At 37.9% G+C, this 18,121-nt stretch carries 22 protein-coding genes and 1 pseudogene; 12 read left to right on the forward strand and 11 right to left on the reverse strand.

Annotation, left to right across the window (positions count from 1 at the left end):
• Positions 1–291: 291 nt before the first annotated feature.
• The 4 genes and pseudogenes from ABVJ71_RS06850 to ABVJ71_RS06865 all read left to right on the forward strand — a co-directional run bounded on the left by ABVJ71_RS06850 (position 292) and on the right by ABVJ71_RS06865 (position 2,124).
• On the forward strand, positions 292–504 hold the full coding sequence (locus ABVJ71_RS06850; protein WP_353856219.1) for a hypothetical protein: 213 nt from the start codon (positions 292–294) through the stop codon (positions 502–504).
• Positions 505–508: 4 nt separating this feature from the next.
• On the forward strand, positions 509–988 hold the full coding sequence (locus tag ABVJ71_RS06855) for a DUF2247 family protein (protein WP_353856220.1): 480 nt from the start codon (positions 509–511) through the stop codon (positions 986–988).
• Between the two features lie 83 nt (positions 989–1,071).
• On the forward strand, positions 1,072–1,662 hold the full coding sequence (locus tag ABVJ71_RS06860) for an HNH endonuclease signature motif containing protein (RefSeq protein ID WP_353856221.1): 591 nt from the start codon (positions 1,072–1,074) through the stop codon (positions 1,660–1,662).
• Positions 1,663–1,763: 101 nt separating this feature from the next.
• Positions 1,764–2,124 (forward strand): annotated as a pseudogene (locus ABVJ71_RS06865) (YrhA family protein).
• A 735-nt stretch (positions 2,125–2,859) separates the two neighbouring features.
• On the opposite strand, the gene ABVJ71_RS06870 reads toward ABVJ71_RS06865, so the two are convergent.
• The 3 genes from ABVJ71_RS06870 to ABVJ71_RS06880 are packed head-to-tail and all read right to left on the reverse strand — an operon-like array spanning position 2,860 to position 5,578.
• Positions 2,860–3,573, reverse strand: a complete 714-nt coding sequence (locus ABVJ71_RS06870) for an EcsC family protein (RefSeq protein ID WP_353856222.1) — start codon at positions 3,571–3,573, stop codon at positions 2,860–2,862.
• Positions 3,574–3,624: 51 nt separating this feature from the next.
• The gene (locus ABVJ71_RS06875; protein WP_353856223.1) at positions 3,625–4,845 is read right to left on the reverse strand and encodes an ABC transporter permease; all 1,221 of its coding nucleotides are present in this window, start codon (positions 4,843–4,845) and stop codon (positions 3,625–3,627) included.
• Positions 4,838–5,578, reverse strand: a complete 741-nt coding sequence (locus tag ABVJ71_RS06880; protein ID WP_353856594.1) for an ABC transporter ATP-binding protein — start codon at positions 5,576–5,578, stop codon at positions 4,838–4,840. Before ABVJ71_RS06880 ends, ABVJ71_RS06875 begins: the two co-directional genes overlap by 8 nt.
• 484 nt (positions 5,579–6,062) lie before the next feature.
• Here ABVJ71_RS06880 and ABVJ71_RS06885 point away from each other — a divergent pair, with 484 nt between their 5' ends.
• The 3 genes from ABVJ71_RS06885 (at position 6,063) to ABVJ71_RS06895 (ending at position 8,391) form a co-directional block, all read left to right on the forward strand.
• Complete coding sequence (locus tag ABVJ71_RS06885) at positions 6,063–6,491, forward strand: HIT family protein (RefSeq protein WP_353856224.1); 429 nt, start codon at positions 6,063–6,065, stop codon at positions 6,489–6,491.
• A gap of 169 nt (positions 6,492–6,660) precedes the next feature.
• The gene (gene serC, locus ABVJ71_RS06890; RefSeq protein WP_353856225.1) at positions 6,661–7,740 is read left to right on the forward strand and encodes a 3-phosphoserine/phosphohydroxythreonine transaminase; all 1,080 of its coding nucleotides are present in this window, start codon (positions 6,661–6,663) and stop codon (positions 7,738–7,740) included.
• Positions 7,741–7,872: 132 nt separating this feature from the next.
• On the forward strand, positions 7,873–8,391 hold the full coding sequence (locus ABVJ71_RS06895) for a tryptophan transporter (protein WP_353856595.1): 519 nt from the start codon (positions 7,873–7,875) through the stop codon (positions 8,389–8,391).
• Positions 8,392–8,436: 45 nt separating this feature from the next.
• On the opposite strand, the gene ABVJ71_RS06900 is transcribed toward ABVJ71_RS06895, so the two are convergent.
• Positions 8,437–8,628 carry a hypothetical protein gene (locus ABVJ71_RS06900; protein ID WP_353856226.1) on the reverse strand — a complete coding sequence of 64 codons (192 nt, stop codon included), beginning with the start codon at positions 8,626–8,628 and terminating at the stop codon, positions 8,437–8,439.
• A gap of 124 nt (positions 8,629–8,752) precedes the next feature.
• Here ABVJ71_RS06900 and ABVJ71_RS06905 point away from each other — a divergent pair, with 124 nt between their 5' ends.
• A complete protein-coding gene (locus tag ABVJ71_RS06905; protein WP_353856227.1) occupies positions 8,753–9,109 on the forward strand; it encodes a YtxH domain-containing protein in 357 nt (118 codons plus the stop codon).
• A gap of 187 nt (positions 9,110–9,296) precedes the next feature.
• On the forward strand, positions 9,297–9,917 hold the full coding sequence (locus ABVJ71_RS06910) for an HTH-type transcriptional regulator Hpr (protein WP_353856228.1): 621 nt from the start codon (positions 9,297–9,299) through the stop codon (positions 9,915–9,917).
• On the opposite strand, the gene ABVJ71_RS06915 is transcribed toward ABVJ71_RS06910, so the two are convergent.
• Positions 9,895–10,239 carry a YhaI family protein gene (locus tag ABVJ71_RS06915; protein WP_353856229.1) on the reverse strand — a complete coding sequence of 115 codons (345 nt, stop codon included), beginning with the start codon at positions 10,237–10,239 and terminating at the stop codon, positions 9,895–9,897. The genes ABVJ71_RS06910 and ABVJ71_RS06915 overlap by 23 nt on opposite strands.
• A gap of 234 nt (positions 10,240–10,473) precedes the next feature.
• Here ABVJ71_RS06915 and ABVJ71_RS06920 point away from each other — a divergent pair, with 234 nt between their 5' ends.
• Positions 10,474–11,001: a DUF3267 domain-containing protein gene (locus ABVJ71_RS06920; RefSeq protein ID WP_353856230.1), complete on the forward strand. Its 528-nt coding sequence runs from the start codon at positions 10,474–10,476 to the stop codon at positions 10,999–11,001.
• A 73-nt stretch (positions 11,002–11,074) separates the two neighbouring features.
• Complete coding sequence (locus tag ABVJ71_RS06925) at positions 11,075–11,260, forward strand: hypothetical protein (RefSeq protein WP_353856596.1); 186 nt, start codon at positions 11,075–11,077, stop codon at positions 11,258–11,260.
• Between the two features lie 54 nt (positions 11,261–11,314).
• On the opposite strand, the gene ABVJ71_RS06930 is transcribed toward ABVJ71_RS06925, so the two are convergent.
• Positions 11,315–11,404 carry a YjcZ family sporulation protein gene (locus tag ABVJ71_RS06930; RefSeq protein ID WP_034647786.1) on the reverse strand — a complete coding sequence of 30 codons (90 nt, stop codon included), beginning with the start codon at positions 11,402–11,404 and terminating at the stop codon, positions 11,315–11,317.
• Positions 11,405–11,549: 145 nt separating this feature from the next.
• The gene (locus ABVJ71_RS06935) at positions 11,550–11,636 is read right to left on the reverse strand and encodes a YjcZ family sporulation protein (protein ID WP_008361129.1); all 87 of its coding nucleotides are present in this window, start codon (positions 11,634–11,636) and stop codon (positions 11,550–11,552) included.
• 161 nt (positions 11,637–11,797) lie between these two features.
• On the opposite strand from ABVJ71_RS06935, the gene ABVJ71_RS06940 reads away from it, so the two are divergent.
• Positions 11,798–12,676, forward strand: a complete 879-nt coding sequence (locus tag ABVJ71_RS06940; RefSeq protein ID WP_353856231.1) for a peptidylprolyl isomerase — start codon at positions 11,798–11,800, stop codon at positions 12,674–12,676.
• A 57-nt stretch (positions 12,677–12,733) separates the two neighbouring features.
• Here ABVJ71_RS06940 and ABVJ71_RS06945 read toward each other — a convergent pair whose 3' ends face one another.
• The 4 genes from ABVJ71_RS06945 to ABVJ71_RS06960 all read right to left on the reverse strand — a co-directional run bounded on the left by ABVJ71_RS06945 (position 12,734) and on the right by ABVJ71_RS06960 (position 18,072).
• Entirely contained in the window at positions 12,734–12,964 is a 231-nt protein-coding gene (locus tag ABVJ71_RS06945) for a sporulation YhaL family protein (protein ID WP_353856232.1), read from the reverse strand.
• 119 nt (positions 12,965–13,083) lie between these two features.
• Complete coding sequence (gene yhaM / locus ABVJ71_RS06950; RefSeq protein ID WP_353856233.1) at positions 13,084–14,028, reverse strand: 3'-5' exoribonuclease YhaM; 945 nt, start codon at positions 14,026–14,028, stop codon at positions 13,084–13,086.
• 62 nt (positions 14,029–14,090) lie between these two features.
• A complete protein-coding gene (locus ABVJ71_RS06955) occupies positions 14,091–16,841 on the reverse strand; it encodes an AAA family ATPase (protein WP_353856597.1) in 2,751 nt (916 codons plus the stop codon).
• Positions 16,842–16,857: 16 nt separating this feature from the next.
• Positions 16,858–18,072, reverse strand: a complete 1,215-nt coding sequence (locus ABVJ71_RS06960) for a DNA repair exonuclease (protein WP_353856234.1) — start codon at positions 18,070–18,072, stop codon at positions 16,858–16,860.
• Positions 18,073–18,121 lie beyond the last annotated feature (49 nt).

The following is an 18,121-nucleotide window of genomic DNA, read 5'->3' on the forward strand; positions in this document are numbered from 1 at the left end:
TAAAGTATGTATGATGAATGAAATAGATTAAAAAAGGCTTCCCACTCACCTGCCTAACTCTGCTAGTGGCAAACTTCTTCATTGCGCTAACATTTTGTTTTCTCCTAAACCGGCAGTAACTAAGCCCATAAAGTTGGGGTTAAAAGTACGAGAGAACTTAAGCATCCAGTTTTAGATAGTCCACCAGTAGGTAGTGCATTAAAAGATGATTTTTATCATAGCTTTAATGATGTAATTGATAACTACGCAGTTCATTCTAAGAGATTTGATTTTCCAAATAGAAAAGGCCATATGGATTCGTTGTATCAAATAGAGGGCTCATTGGTTAAGTACGAAACGAAATATGTAAAAGTAAAGAACAACGCCCCTGAAATGTTACAGTCGAAAGAAATAAGGAATGGCGTGTTTGAATGGGTGGTAGATCCAACAACGAATACAGTGACCCATAGAACTTTTATACCTGGTGGCAAAGTGACAGGAAAAATAAATCAATGGGGGAAATAGAAAATTGTATAAAACAGAAATAATCACAAAAAATGGTTTTGATTGTAACTGGTCTACGCTGTTTGTTGGTAGACAGTTTAATTTAATTTCTGCTTTAGAAGTAACAAACTATGCTGTTAAATACCTAGAAAATAATCCCAATACTAATAATGAATTAATCCTTGAATTAGCTAGGGAAAAAGAAGAAGTTAAAGTAGATAATATACTTGAAAGCATAACCTCTGACAATTCTTCGGAAGACATGAAGAGAGAGTATCATAAGTGGCTATATAGCACTATGAAAGAGACGTATAGTAACTCAACTGATGAAAATATCTTTGAAGAAATTGAAAATATTTTTTCAATCTTTAATACGCCTGAAAATATGTATGATTTTTTTAGAAAAGTTTCAGACGCATTTTATTACCCTCATGATTCACAAAATACAATTAAAGAGCTTGTAGAAGAGTTTTTAGAGACTGAAAAGGAATTGATTTTTAAATAACTAGAGAGTTTAAATAGAACGATGGACTTTTAGTCCATTGTTTTCTTTTAGATAACAATATCAATGCGTTGACGGGTAGAGACATGTTTGGAAATAAAATCTCGAAAGAACAGCAAGAAGCCAGCATGAACGCAGCGCTGGGGATGCTTTTGCCGTTTGGGGCGAAAGGGTTTCATGGGAAGATGGGGGTTAAAGGTAATTATGAAAAAGATAAATATTTTATAGGAACATTAAAAGGGGAGAAAATTAAATTAAGAGGAGTAGAAGTTAAAGAAATTATTTATACTAAAAGACTTCCAGAAGAAACAGCGAAACTGAGAAAAGAATTTAATAGCTCTATTAGAAATAATTTCCTTAAAGAATTTGCTAACGACTCTAAAAAAGTAAAATATTTAATTAAAGCTGATTTAGGTGAACAAGATATCGTTAGGATGAAAGATGGTCTTAATCCTAGAGGATGGCAAGTACATCATAATTTACCTTTAGATGACGGTGGAACCAATGATTTCACTAACTTAGTATTGATAAAGAACGATCCATACCACAAAGCAGTTACTAATGAACAAAACTCTTTAACTAGAGGACTGGCTCCAAAACAAAGTAAAATAATTAAATGGCCAATATTTGAGGATGATATTTATCCATCAAAAACTTTTAAAAGAAAGGAAGAATAAATATGGTACATTGGAAAATTTCTTTATTAGAAATAGCAAAGATTGAGGAAAAGTATGGAAATTTACTTTGAGAGCCGGCATCAAACACAGATATTATAAAAATGAATCATATTATTAAACAACGATTAGGAAGTATTGAATTACCTGCAACATTTATTGAGTTTTTGAAGCAGGTAAATGGTTTGGATTTTAATGGATTAGTGATCTATGGAGTAGATAAAACTCTACTAGATAACGAAAAAGATGAAAATATTCATGGTTTTATTGAGTCTAATGAGATATGGTACGAAAATGATTGGCAAAAGCAATATAATATTTTATGGAGATTCTGATACAGCGTGGTATTGTTATGATAAAGAAAAAGGTATGTACGTAGAACTTGATAAACCCTCGGGAACCTTCATACAATCATTTGAAAGTTTTGATTCTATGTTAAGTGATGCACTTGAGACAGTTCTGTAATTTTAAAAAATAAGCATTTTGTTGAATTTTGGATGTCCTGTGACATTCTTTTTCATTAGAAGACGCACCTTTCCCTTATAATGGCGAATCTGGATACGGAACAAAGGTGTTGAAGGATCTGGACATACAAGTAAGGCAGTCGTATAAGCACAGTTTACAAGGCATGTAGAAGAAGGTGTTATTCATGAATTTATTTTATCATCAGAGAAGGCTGGTCTGAAATCTTCCGAAATAAAAGGCACACTTACAATTCATCAGTCATCCCTAGAGGGGTATGTACTGCATGTATTCAAAGTTTTGCAAATCCAAAAGTCAAGTCAGAGATATTTTTACAGTTATCAAAGATGTATCCTGATTTAATAATCAAAGTAACCTCAGAAATTCAGACAGGAATAAAAGTTGCGGAAAGCTAAACTTTACTCTTAAGAATGGGCAACTTATTGATTAAATGTTGGAGGTTAATGCTTTGAAAGATACGCACTTTTAGAGCATTTTTTTAAATAATTATCTTATCATTAAAGATAAAAAAAGAAGTAGAAGATTTTTAGCATACCTTGAAAAAACTAAAATGAATACAAAAAAGATGTTATGACATTTTTTACGAACAAAGTATAAATAATCCTTCTAAGAAAGTTTATATCGAATGGAAAGGGTGCCTACTGTAAAGGCACTCAACTTGTAGAGAAACTCATGTTTCTTCTACAAGCTGAGCCACTTACGGATAAGTGGCTTTTTCTATGTTTGATTCATTTGTTTGAAGAATCTTACATGAAAAACATGGCGTGCGACATCCCCAAGGTGTCCAGTAAGCTGATGATTCGCCACTCCGCCAACAGCGGCACCAACAACAGGCATACATTGAAACAGCTTCACAAGATCAATATCATCGCGATATTCTTGCTGAAAGCTGTACCAATCCATTTCCTCCCGGCTAGTGTCCCATTCGTCAATGACCTTCATCATTTTTTTACGGTGTGCACTGCTTGAGAAGGCTAGTTGAAAGATACACAGCAAGAAAAGCCTTTCCTCTTTTTGAGATAAGTCAAAGCCGTATATACATGCCAGCTCATAAAGGCATTTCATTTTAATGCTCAGTAATAGTGGAAAATCCGCCATTCCAAGGAATAGTCCGCCTGCACCAGTCCCAATTCCTTCGATGGTCGCTGTTTTTTGATAATACTTCACCTTCTCCTTTGCCAGCTCATTTCTCTCAAGGATGGATAAATGCTCGTCGACCACTGAAAATGAAGTGAAATGAGTACCTGACACCGTAGATTCAACGATTGTTTTCATCGCACTTGTGATGACTTGATGAAATTTGGCGGGAATTCGGCGATTCACTTGCTGCTGAACTCCTTTTGAGAACCGTTCCAACTTTGAAGGTTTTCTTAAAAATCGTATTTGAAAAAGAATCGCCTCTTCATACAATTGACGTTCAGCTAAATTCACGTCATCCCCCCTTCATTTCATCATACGCCCATTTCAATCACACATTGCCAATTATCTCATTTTTTTCAATCGGCTTTGTACGTATGGTTTGAATAAAACGAGAACAAATGTGAATGAAACAAGAAGGGCAAGTCCACTTCCCTTCAACCCTCCTGCTGGCAACAATGCTAAGCTAAGCAGAATAGATTGAATAATGAGCACATTACGAACAAGGGCAAAAAAGCTTTGATCCTTTTCTTTCTGAGAGACTGGATAAAGTGCTTGTAATGATAGATGGGCAAAGTGCTTCGTTAAAGGGACAAGCTGCACGCCCGTAATAAATACTGTGAATAAAACAAGTGCAGATCCGACCCATTCTGTCACACCTGTATACAATATAATCAAAACAAACACGACAGTTAATCTAAACACAAGACCAAAATAGTCATTTGAACGAATAAACGCTCTCATGTACATGTAAGAAAATGTTTTGCGTTGATTATATGGAACGAACTTGAACAACCAGTCCATATAAATCCTTCTTTTGACTTGCTTCTTTAAATGCGGCACATCTGTGAATAGATTCGCCAATCGATAAAAGCGCTGCTTCCGCTTTAATTCATCAGAAATATGCAATTCCCATTGAAAAGGCTGCTTTTTCACAGCATTTGTTAAATAAATGAGGTAAACCACATAAATGATATAAACAACGATTACAATAGCATAAGCTGCCTGTAAAATGGTATAAACAAGAACCGTATTCAGTATAAATCGAAACCCCACATCAAGCCATCTGACATGTTTTCCTTGAAAATATGTGATCCTCCACTGAATGGCTGTATTCAAGCCCTTTAAAATGAGCATTTGCGCCAAAATCAGTATATAAAACACGAGATCACCTGTAGTCACAGCAGAATAAAGAGGAAGCGCAACAATTGATACGGCAATCAAAGGGAATAGCTGTGAGATGAAGCTAAAGTTGAATGCCTGTTTTAAATAGGGCTCCATCTTCGCTTCAAGAGGGAGTAAAAAGACCAAGTCTGCCTCTTTAATCAGTGTTCTAACATAGGAGCTTGTTAAGACAAAAGAGAAAACAATTGCCATCACCCAAAATGACGGAAACTGAGAAGGAATTTCCTTCAGCCACCCGCTATACCAGCTCGCCCCGCCTGCAAGGAAAAAAATGAGCACAATCACAAGATGATCATTGAACATGTATTTTAAATATTTTCTAGTTTCTTGTACGTGTTCTTTTAATCGTGATTTCCAAATGGATTGTGTCGTTTTATTCATAGCTTTCTTCCTTTGTTAATTCTAAATAAAGATCATCAAGTGTCGCATCTCTCATATTGAACTGCTCTCTTAACTCTGCCAATGTGCCTTTTGCTCTAATTTCACCTTCGTGCAAAATAATAAAGGAATCACAGTAACGCTCAGCTGTCGCCAATATATGCGTCGACATGAGCACACTAGCACCGTTTTTCTTAGCAGCATTCATACGCTCTAATAGTGCATTAATCGCAAGAGGATCCAGGCCTAAAAACGGTTCATCAATGATATATAACTCTGGTTCAACTAAGAATGCACACATAATCATGACCTTCTGCTTCATTCCTTTTGAAAAGTGTGCAGGGAACCATTTCAGTCGTTTTTCCATACGAAATTCTTTTAACAATGGCGGCAGACGTTTTTCTAATTGTTCCTTTGTAACGCCATATGCCATCGCTGTCAGCTCTAAATGCTCTTTTAACGTTAACTCTTCATATAAGATAGGCGTTTCTGGAATATATGTAAATTGCGAACGATACGCCTCTTGATCTTCCTGGAGTGTACGGCCGTTCAGTTCAATCGAACCTTTGTGAGGTTTCATTAACCCGATGATATGACGAATGGTTGTACTTTTTCCCGCTCCATTTAAGCCAATAAGGCCTACGATTTGATTTCTTTCTAATTCAAAAGAGATATTTTTGAGCACGGGATTCTTCGTATATCCACCCGTTACGTCTTTCACAGTTAAAAGGGACATCATTTCGTTCCTTTCTTTCTTTTTTTCTTTATAGTACCAAAAACAAAAGATAATTTGAAATGTTTACCTAACAATAATCCATGAATAAAAAATAGGTGCATTGGTCATCATAATCTATGTAGAAGAAATCAGCTTGATGACCAATATGAAAATGAGGTGTTTGTCAAAGGCAAAGAACCGCATACAAGTTGGTTTTTCATCTAAAAACCTTAGCTTCTGTTTTGCTTCACTGATTCTTGATTTTTGTGTCCTATACAACCTGTATATGACAAACCAAACGTCAAATGAGGTGTTTACGGCAGAAATAGCAGGCGTATGAGCATTTTATTCTAGTGAATAAAGTGTTCAAAAGGCATGACGTATGAATCCATCAGCATTTCTTCTACAGGAGCAGGATGAGCGACCAAAGGAGTTCGCTTGTCCTGTTTTCTTTTTTGTCACTTTTTGTGATACGATAAAGGAAAACAATGAGGAGTGACATTGCGTGAACGACTGCATTTTTTGCAAAATTATTAGTGGAGACATCCCGTGTGCAAAGGTATATGAAGACGAGCATGTATTGGCTTTTCTCGATATTAGTCAAGTGACAAAAGGACATACCCTTGTCATCCCGAAAATACATAAAGATAACATTTATGAGATGACACCAGATGTATCCGATCATTACTTCCAAGCCATTCCGAGGATTGCAAGAGCCATCAAACAAGAATTTGAACCCATTGGGTTAAACCTTCTCAATAACAATGGTGAAAAAGCAGGGCAATCTGTCTTCCATTACCATATGCATATCATTCCACGCTACGGCAAAGGTGATGGCTTTGGTGCTGTTTGGAAATCACACCAAGATCAATACACTTCAGAGGATTTAGCAGACATTTCTACTGCTATCCACAAGCGGCTTACCTCATCTTAATTGATGAGGTTTTTCTTTTTCAACATCCTTTTCCTAGGAAAACCCCTTCCCCTGACGCAAATATTAAGATATTTGTGATGATTCGAATTTTTTCTCCAAATCCCTCAAATTTGTGATAGGATGGTCTTATCTTTTGATCCATTAACGCGAGAAATAGGGAGAGATTGTGATGAAGCGAACGACAAATTTTAATGCTGGGCCGGCGGCATTGCCGCTTGAAGTGCTTCAAAAAGCACAAGAAGAACTTGTTGATTTTCAACAAACCGGAATGTCTGTGATGGAGCTTTCTCATCGTAGCACTGAATATGAACAAGTTCACAATAAAGCGAAAGCGCTTTTGATAGAACTCATGGAGATTCCAGAAGATTATGAAGTTCTCTTTTTACAAGGCGGGGCAAGTCTTCAATTTGCGATGGTTCCAATGAACTTCTTACATGAAGGTGAGACAGCTCATTTCATTCAAACTGGTGCTTGGTCAGAAAAAGCACTTTCAGAAGCAAAAAGGTTTGGTCAGACTTCTGTATTTGCTTCAAGTGAAGATGACAATTATTCGTATATTCCAAAAGTGGATACATCAGCTGTTACAGATGGCGCATATTTGCATATCACATCGAATAATACGATTTTCGGCACTCAGTGGAAAACGTTCCCAACAACTTCTTTACCGCTCATTGCTGATATGTCCAGCGATATTCTAAGTAAAAGAATAAACGTTTCTTCATTTGATTTCATTTATGCTGGGGCTCAAAAAAATCTAGGCCCGTCTGGCATTACGATTGTCATCGTACGCAAAAGTTTATTAGAAAAAGAAAAAAGCAGCACACCAAAAATATTAACATATTCAACACATGTGAAAGCCAATTCTCTTTATCACACACCACCAACTTTTGCGATTTATATGCTGTCCCTCGTCCTAGAACATGTAAAAGAGACTGGCGGCGTTGAAGCAGCCGAGAAACGCAATGAACAAAAGGCGACTATTCTATATGATACGATTGATCAAAGTGGCGGTTTTTACAAAGGACATGCTCGTGTAGACAGCCGTTCTCACATGAATGTCACTTTTACCCTCCGAGATGATGCACTGACAAAACCATTTGTAGAGAAAGCAAAACAAGAAAAGATGGTTGGACTTGCCGGACATCGATCAGTCGGCGGATGTAGAGCTTCTATTTACAATGCGGTTTCCATTGAAGACTGCCAAAAGCTTGCGGACTTTATGAAAAAGTTTCAGCAAGAAAATGAGTAAAAAGGCTTTTCTAACCCGAAATAAATTTGTTATAATAACGAGAATATGAAGCGTTGACTCTTGCAATAAATGATCAGCCATATTATTGGAGAGTCCTATAAGAGCTTAGCAGAGGAGAGCATAGAAATGAAAATGAAAACAAAAGAATTAGTCATTATGTCATTGCTTGCAGCAATGGGAGCTGTTTTGCATACGATTTTCCCGCCAATTTTCTTTGGAATGAAACCTGATATGATGCTGGTCATGATGTTTTTAAGCATCATCCTTTTTCCAAAGGTACAGCATGTTGTCGTCATTGCCCTTGTGACTGGGGTCATTTCCGCTTTGACAACGAGTTTCCCAGGCGGACAAATTCCAAATATGATTGATAAACCAGTCACTTCCATTATTTTCTTAATGCTTTTCTTATCTTGCCAAAAGATGAAAAATAAAGTGGTTCTTACCGCTGTTTTAACAGCTATTGGAACCATGATTTCCGGCGTCATTTTCCTTTCTGCCGCTTTACTCATCACTGGACTGCCAGCAGCATTACCGGCACTCTTGGCAGGCGTTGTCCTTCCAGCAGCCGTCATTAATACCATTGCAATGGCGTTTGTCTTCCCGATTGCTCAGTCCATTTTAAAGCGTGCAAGAATGATTGAAGTCGCTTAACAAAAACCGAACCTCTTCATGATATTGAAGAGGTTTTTTCATGTTTTATAAAAGAAAAAGGGTAAACAGCAAGATGGAGAGTGAAATCCCTGCACCCGCCGCACAAACAAGCGCTTTTTGCTTTAATACATGTTTGGGCGGATAAGACCCTGCATACCCAAGTTGTCTTAAATAATGAATAGAACCACCTGTGAAAATAACACCGATACACGTAAAAACAAACAGAAAGACAGACAACCTTCTCCCCTCCCTTTTCTTCAAAAGTATGCTAAAATAAAGCAAGCTATGTATGGAAGTTTGAACCTGGTCTTGAGATCAGAATGAACTGAGTATGTGTAAAATTTGACGAGAGGTGATATCAATGGCTAGTGGACGTTCTTTACTAACAGGATTATTTGTAGGCGGTCTCCTCGGAGGTGTTGCAGTGCTCCTGACGACTCCCTCTTCCGGCAGAGATGTGCGCGGAAAAGTGAAAGACGGTTATGGCAAATTGGAAGATACGTTGACAAAATTAAAAAGAGATGGACAGTCTTTAAAAGAGCAAATTGTTGAAACCGCAAAAGAAAGCGCAGGAGTCATCAAAGAAGTTGCATCTGAATTGCAAACATCCATTCAACGTTGGCGTGAAGAAATCAAACCTCATCAGCAAGACCTGCAAAAGGAAATTCAGGAAATTGAGGAGAAGCTCAAACAACTGGAGAAAACCTTACAAAATTAATATATTCACAAAAAAATATTCGTTTACAAAAGTGTGCGGGGTGCGTATCCCGCACTTTTTTTGTTGAAAAAAAGTTATTTCGCCAATGTTATTCATGACTTTTTAAAATTCTTGAATTTTCAGCTTTATTAATCTTTATTTTATTGGCATAATAGAATTACAAGAAAAAGAGAAGTAGGTGAAATGGATGAATCATTCGGAACAGCCTTTCGATGTAAAAGAAGCACTTTTATTCAGTCAAAGAATGGCTCAATTGAGCAAAGCTCTTTGGAAATCCATTGAAAAAGACTGGCAGCAATGGATCAAACCGTATAATCTGAATATCAATGAACATCATATTTTGTGGATTGCGTACCAGTTAAGAGGAGCTTCAATATCAGAAATTGCGAAATTTGGCGTCATGCATGTATCAACTGCTTTTAACTTCTCCAAAAAACTGGAGGAAAGAGGATTTTTAAAATTTTCAAAAAAGTTAAACGATAAGCGCAATACGTATATTGAGCTAACGCCAAAAGGCGAAGAGACATTCCATAAACTACTCGAAGATTACGACCCTGCCCGAACTGGTATTGTCAAAGGCGCACAGCCGCTTCATGACATTTACGGAAAGTTCCCTGAAATTTTAGAAATGATGTGTATTATCCGAAACATCTATGGTGAGGACTTCATGGAGATTTTTGAGAAATCGTTTTCAAACATTGAGAAGGACTTTTTGAATGAACATGGAAAAGTCACGAAAAGGGCTGAGGAACTTGAAGGCTCGACTGAGATAGCAGAAAAGACGGCTAAATCAAATCAAACTGTTTAATGATCTTTATAAATTCATTCATTAATGGCTGAAACAGCCCCTGATCATGTAGAGCAAAAATCGTCTCATGAACATCCAGCTTCTCAATTAACTGTCCCGCAAAAAGCGCAAGGAGATCGTCGAACATGACAAATCCTTGTGCTTTTTGCTTGTCCATATCGTCTGAAAGCTTTGCACAAAATCGTTCAATGTCCTTTGCTTCTTCCTTAGACACACGCTGCCGAATCAACAGCGCATAATATGGATAGCGGCTCATATCCGAGGCCATCAGTAAAAGTTCCATATGATATTCGAGCAGACTTATTCGTTCCTCAATCCTCATGTACGTTCCCTCTTTCTCTTAGTCTTTCTATTTTAGCCGAAAATACTCATTGACGAAAGAGACGAACCTCCCCCTTCTGTCATTTTTTCTTGAAAAACTCAAAGTTTCCTCTGTTTGACCTTCATGAATGGAACATTTTATTTTTTTTCATAAAAACCATTGATTTTTATCCTCAGGAAGAGTAAATTATCTTGAGGTATTCAATTAGATTTTTGAGATTGGAAGGATGAATAAATGAATTGTTGGAAAACCATTAATCTTGAAAAGGATTATGGTTATACGAGAATGATGATTTCAGCAATAAGTCTTGCTATCTTCTTTTTCATTTTGGCTTTTTTATGTTTTCAACTGACTCATCCTGAAACGAGACTAAGCAGTCATAACGCGCCGCTTTTTGCTGTGCTTTTACTCGCGACATTGCTTGTCCATCGTGTGATTCACTTGATTCCAGTGATGAAAAATAAGAAAAAAATGACGTTATTTAAACGAAATTGCTGGCAGCGTGTGCCAAAGAGGGTAATGCTCTTTTCATTGGTCAGCCCGTTTTGTGTCATCTCACCTGTTTACTTTGTTTTAGGCATGGCGTTTCCAATATATGCTCACTATTTCATCATCATCGCAAGTATTCATGCAGGCTATTGCATGCCTGACTTTTTATTTACTTGGAAACTGCTAAAAGCACCAAAATCATGTATCATCGATCAAGCTCAAGATGAGTTTGATATTTTAGTTGAGCAAACTTCCTCATCAAGAGGTTTTTAAAGTCAACTTCTATCTTTTTCATAAAAAATTTGGTAATGTAGTATGGGAATAGCATAGAGAGGGGGGCTCTCCGATCGTTTTATTTTACTTCATCGTCTTTGCTGCGTTTATTGTATATTCAATAAACAGGCTTACTAATACATTATGCCTTGTCAGAGAGATTCCTGAAGAACGGCAAGATAAGGTGTTTCGCTTTATCAATGTATCAATACTCATCTTACTCATCTCATCATTTGTTGAAATTACGATTACTGCTTAAGATCAAAGCAAAAGCTGCCAATTTGAGGGGCAGCTTTTTGTGATTTTTTATCTATTAGTAAATCCAAGATGCACCGATGATGATCAATAAAATGAATAACACGACGACTAGTGCAAAACCGCCCGCAAAGACTTCTCCTCCCATGTAAATACACCTCCTGCCAGTTCTTCTTCCGTTCTAAGCTCAGTGTATGCAAAAACATTTAAAACGTTTAGGCACCTGTCATCGTTTGAAAAAAGAACCGCCCCACACTCAGGCAGAACGGCTCTCTTCTGTACCAGCGATTGAATTAGTAAAGATATGCTGCACCAACGATGATCAGCAAAATGAATAGCACGACCAATAAAGCGAAACCATTAGAATATCCTGCTCCCATATAATTCAGCCTCCTTTTTGTGATCACTATATGTGTATGTCGCACTTAAAAATTTGACTAGACGAATGCCCTCTCATTTGCATTTCTTTTTACAGCGTGTCACAATATGTTATGATACAGTCAATGATAAATAAATTGGAAAGATTAGGAGTGTTTTTTGAATGAAAAAAATGGCTTTAGCAGCTGTAACAGCAGTAAGTGTTTTAACTCTTGGCGCATGCAGTAGCGGTGATAAAGAAGTCATCGCAACGACGAAATCAGGAGACGTCACAAAAGAAGAACTATATACAACTCTTAAGAAACAAGCTGGTGGAGATGCTTTAAATCTACTTGTTCAACAAAAGGTTCTTGCTGACAAATACAAAGTATCAGATGATGAAATTGATAAGAAATTGAAAGAATATAAAAAAACACTTGGAGAAGATCGTTTAAAACAACTTCAAGATCAATATGGTAAAGACTACATCAAAGATCAGGTGAAATATGAGTTACTAACTCAAAAGGCTGCCAAAGCGAATATTAAAATTACTGATAAAGAAGTCAAAGCTTATTACGATGACCTAAAAGGAAAAATTCGTGCTAGCCATATTTTAGTCGCTGATAAGAAAACAGCTGATGAAGTGGAAAAGAAATTAGCTAAAGGTGAAAAATGGGACGACCTGGTGTCTGAATACTCAACAGACACTGCTTCAGCAGAAAAGGGCGGCGATGTAGGCTGGTTTGCAAAAGATGGTCAAATGGATAAGAATTTCAGCAAAGCAGCATTCAAACTAAAAGTGAATGAAATCAGTAGCCCAGTGAAATCACAGTACGGCTACCATATCATTAAAAAAACAGAAGAACGCGGCAAATATGATGACATGAAAGCTGACTTGAAAAAAGAATTGCTTGAGCAAAAACAAACAGACACAAATGAAATCCAAACCGTCTTAAACAAATTGGTGAAAGAAGCCGATGTAAAAGTAAAAGACAAAGAACTTCAAAACTCGTTCAAAGAAAAATCTCAACAAACAAATACAACTACAAATCCAAACCAATAATCGTGAGAAACCCCTCTACTCATTACATAGTAGAGGGGTTTCTGTATCAACAAATAATTAAGCAATCGAATGATCTTCGTGATTCGCCGTTTCTTGTGATGTTTTTACTTTTTGATGCTGTCGTCTGCGCTCTCTTTCCTGTTCCATTCGCTCGATAAAGATTTCTCCTTCCTTCTCGATAAAGGATTGATCAATCTCCTGCTCCTCTTTTGCTGTCGTCATCAGTTTATACGCACTGTAAATAATGCCAATAATACATACATACACCCACCATGGAAAAAACAGCATCTTTTTATGGCCTCCTTTATTCAGGACATCTCCCTCTTCCCTTGTGTTACATGCTTATGCGAAAAGAAGACAAGTTATGAAAAAAACGCCCGCTTAATCCGGACGTTTTTTAAGTCATATTAATCGTGAAATGTTGGTTTATAAAAAGATCGGTTCTCTAGAGCAAAAATACGCTCTGTATATTCTCCAGGTTTCACATGCTCAAGCGCCCGATCCATCATGTTCATTTTCGCATCAAGATTATCAATATAGTGAAGAATTTCCGCCTCCTTGACCATTGGCGGTTTTGGACTTCCCCATTCCCCTTTTCCATGATGACTCAGCACCAAATGCTGTAAAATCAAAATTTCTTCGGAGTCAATTCCAAGTTCTTCTGCGGCTTTAGCAATTTCCGTTACCATAATGGAAATATGACCAATTAAATTTCCTTCGACCGTATATGTCGTTGAAATTGGACCCGAGAGCTCTTTCACTTTTCCTAAGTCATGTAAAATAATACCTGAATATAATAGATCTCGATCTAGTGATGGGTATAGATCGACGATCGACTTAGCTAAATGCAGCATCGACACCACATGATAGGCGAGACCAGATACAAATTCGTGATGATTTTTCGTCGCTGCAGGATAATCGGCAAATTCCTGTCCATATTTCTTTAGCAAGTGTCTTGTGACACGTTGAATATTAGGATTCTTCATATCAAAGATATACTGCATAATCGTATCCATCATATCGTGTTTTGGAATAGGAGCTGTTTCTAGAAAATCATCAATCCGAATTTGTTCGTTTTCAGCAACTGGGCGAATATTCCTAAGCTTTAGCTGATTTCTCCCGCGATAATGATGAATATCACCTACTACCTTGACAATGGTTTGTGGTGCATATGTGAGTTCATCATTTTGCTTTGCATCCCATAGTTTCGCCTCAATGTCTCCACTTTGATCTTGAAGAATTAAGGTTAAAAATGGTTTGCCGTTACTTGCAATACCTTTAGTAGATGATTTAATTAATAAATGCAGGTCAACTTGTTCGCCGACATCATAGGTCATAATCCCTTTAGCCATTCAATAAAAGCTCCTTCCATGTTTCTGCTCATTTAAGTATAACATAAGTCATTATTTGTCAATCACTCAACTACTAAACTCGTAATCTGCTCTTTTTGTGCTGCTTGCTTCATGCGATCATGGCAGGTGAAATAAAACAACTGTGTTTCAGAACGGGTAAGCTCACTCATCATATCCATCACACGCCCTAAGCGCACATGATCAAAATGGACAAAACTGTCGTCCATCATAAAAGGCAACTGGCATTCTTGTTGATGAGACATTGCCAAAGCAAAACGAATGGCTAGATACACCTGTTCACACGTTGCCTGTGACAGCTCCTCCGCTCGGAATATTCGCTCATCGTTCCTTTTCACGATCAGCCGATCATCTTCTTTCGAGAACATGATTGTTTGATAGCGATCATCTGTTAAAGGCTGTATTAAGCTGGAAGCCGTTTGAAGCAAAGCTGGAAGTCTAGTTTCTTTATGTTCGTTCAATTTCTTATGAATGACCGATCTCACAAGCTGAATGGCCGCCCATTTTTTAGCTAGTAACTTCGTATGCTCCTGCTCTATTCCGATCTGGTGGGTTAAGTCAGACACTGTACCTGACGCTTCAAGGTGTCTAATTTCCACTGTGAGTTCTGCTAATCGTTCCTGCATTTTCGTTACATTCATTCGGATGTCCTTTAGGCGGCCTTTAGCTTGTACACGAAGCGCCTCTATTGTGTGTAATCCCTTACTTACAATCCATTCTAAATCCTTGGAACCATCGCTTCGGTGCAACTCTTGATTTACCTGTTGTAAGTCATAAAGCCGCTTTCGGTATTCTTTCGATAAATGAACCAGCACATTGAAATCTTCCTTTGATTCTGCTTCCACTTGACGAAAAAGCTTGTTGATTTCTTTTTCGTAATATTGAATTTCCCTTTTTAACGCTGTCAGTTGCTGCTCAACATGCTGGATCGATACCTTCAATGCTTGACGTTCCTTTTCTCTCATCGCCTCATCCTTCAGAATGTCTTGAAAGGCTGAGATTCTTTCTTGAACCGTTCCTTCATTTTTCTGAAGTGCGCTGCTTAAAGCAGATACTTTCTGCTCATAGAGGGTTTTTTTCTCTCTCATCTCATTTATTTCGCAGGAAAGCTGTTCATATAAAGCTGTATTCGCTTTTAATTGTTTAAGGACCTGATAGGCTTCGACGAGAAAAGAAAGCTCTGAAGTGAGCCCCAACTGTCTTTTCATCTCTTCTACTTGTTGCTGAATCGGTTCTAACTCTTGCTCCCAGTCCTCATATTGCCGAATGATTCTTTCATAAAGAAGCTCTTTTTGCCGCACAAGTGTTTCAGCTGAAACCGCTTGGACTTGAAATGCTTCTGCATTTGTGCCATGTCCCACCTGGGTCTTTTTCAGCAATGAATAAACCAATATGAGCACAAAAACAGAAAATCCTGCAAACAGCAAAGTGACCAACCATTGTCCTAAAAATAATAAAATGATCATGAGAACAGCAGCAACCACGAAGAATAGTGGGAATAACCACGTTCTTGTATCATTGTCACCTGTTGCAACCTGTTGAAGTGCCAGTTGATCTTTTATTCCTTTGAGTGCTGTTTCAGCTTCTTCTAATTCATGCCGTGCATGATCAAAGCGTTCATCAAGCTGAGCCTTTCTATCCATTAAACGAACGTATTGACCGACAGCCTCCTTTAATTCCCACTCAAAATCAAGGGAGTCGTCGATCTGCTCTAGATTTAACTGCCTTTCCCATTTCAGCTTCAATGTACTTGCTTCTATTTTTTGCTTCAATGTTTCTCTTTCTTCCTCAAGCTCTGTTAAGCGTCTTGTCACACGCTCAAATGCTGGGAAAGCATCAATCACACTTTGCATCTCCATCAACGTATTCTTGTCATACAATGGTTGAAATTGCTCTAGAGAAGTCTGCGTGCGATCTAATTTTTGCTCCAGTGCCGCTAATTGTGCTTTTTGCGGGTGAAGGTGTGATTCTAATTTATCAAGTTCATGCTCTGTCTCTTGTCTAAATTGTTTGACACGTTCTGGATAACGAGCCAATTCTTTTTTTAACTGGATTTTTTGCTCTATGATTGGATAAAGACGAATGTGTTCATTCAGCTTATGAATCTCTTCTTCTACCTGATTCGCTTCGTTCTGAAGTTGTTCGATCTGTTCTGTTAAGCTAGTCTGTTCCTGTTTCTTTTCTATATACCGACCTTCTATCATTTTGGCCTGTTTTAGTTGGTCTGCCAGTTCCTTTAAACGATCGAGCTGTTGATTTAATTCAGGCTTTCGACCATTTGGTTTAAAAAGTAGCTCCTGCTGTTTGAACAGACGGCTATCCATCTTGGACGCGGCATCTGATCCAAATAGACTTGAAAAGAGTAAAAATTCACCGATCTGATCTTGGTTTAGGGCTTGCACATTTTGTAGCCCAAACACATCAAAAGAATAAATAGATTGATATAATCTACGGTCAGTTCCCTTTAAAATCGTGCGTAAAAAACCCTCGTCTTTGATTTCGTCATTCGGTAAAATCACTTGCGCTTCACCGCCTTGATCGGACGTCCTCTTAATCTTGATCATGCCTAGCTCTTCATGCAAACAAGTAAGGGAGCCGCCATAAAAAGATGACTGTTTGGGCTTGTACACATTGCTTTTAGAAAATCCAAAGAGAATCGATTCAATAAATGCCTTTAACGTCGTTTTCCCCGATTCATTCAAACCATAAATAAGCTGAAAACCATCATTAGAAAAGTGAAAGGTTTGATTTGAAAATTTGCCAAATTGCGTAATATGAAGTGAACGTATTTTCATCATGCCTCTCCTTTTCTCACAGTTGCTTCAACTGCTCTATAAGTAATCTTTGTGCTTCTTCTTTAATATCCGCTTCATCCTCTTTTGTCATAGCCTTTCCAGACTTCCTGTAGGTTGGGTGACGCTTGATCGGTGAAAGTAGCTGTTCATATGCCTCAAATTGAGCAATTTCTGACGTGAGTTCTTTTAGAAATGAATCTTCTGGAAAGACGAAATGCTCGTTTGTTCGATCATCTATGGACATGACCCAAACGAACGTTTCCTCGTCTTCTTCTTGCTCGTGAAGAACGGACATGAGCTCCTCCATCACATCAAGCTTTGTTCGTTCAAAGTAAGGAGGCGCATCACCGATCAATTCAATTTTTACACAAAAAGGAACACCTCGATGTTTCAGCTCAATGATTCGCTCATCAATCAGCGTGACAAGGTCCGTCATATGTGCTGTATGTGTGATGTCAATGATCACTGTTTCAAATATAACGTCTGAACAGCTATGAAACTCCGCTATCTCAGAACCTTCAGAGAGATGAACCAAGTAACAGCCTTTCTCTCCAGTTTCTTTTATATGCCTGCCCTGAATATTACCAGGGTAGATCATCAATGGTTCTTCATGCAGCACCTCTCTCTTATGGATATGTCCAAGAGCCCAATAATCAAAATCTTGCGCCACAAGCTGCTGAAGCTGAAACGGTGCATAAGCGTCGTGTCCTTCGCGGCCCGCTAATGTGCCATGAAGCATCGCAATATGATATGTAGCATCTGTTGTTTTCAGGTAATGAGGTGTCATATTTTCATAGACAGCCCTCTCTTTGTAGCTAAAACCATAAATGCTTGCGACAAGCTGTTCGCCTCGATAATAGGAGTGCTCACTTGGCATCCCGCTCGAGAAAACCCGAACATTTTCTGGCCACTCAATCGGTGTCCACTCTCCGCCTAAATGATCATGATTACCATAAATAATGAAGACTTCAATCCCGTACGTTTGGAGTCTAAGAAATTGTTTTCTTAAAAAAAGCTGTGCTTTCAAGCTTCGATTGGATTCGTCAAATACATCTCCGCTTAAAAGCACAAAGTCCACATTCTTCTCGATGGCGAGATCAAACATGTGCTTTGTACTTTGAAACGTACTTTCTTTCAGGCGTTTAAATATTTGGCTTGGTATACTCGACATTCCCGCAAACGGACTATCTAAATGAAGATCTGCGGCATGAATAAAGGTTAGCTTAGTCAAACGTCTATCTCCTTGCACGATACTGTAGTTGACAATATTTTATCATGTC

Source organism: Bacillus sp. Bos-x628 (genome assembly GCF_040500475.1).
Classification (GTDB): Bacteria; Bacillota; Bacilli; order Bacillales; family Bacillaceae; genus Bacillus; species Bacillus maqinnsis.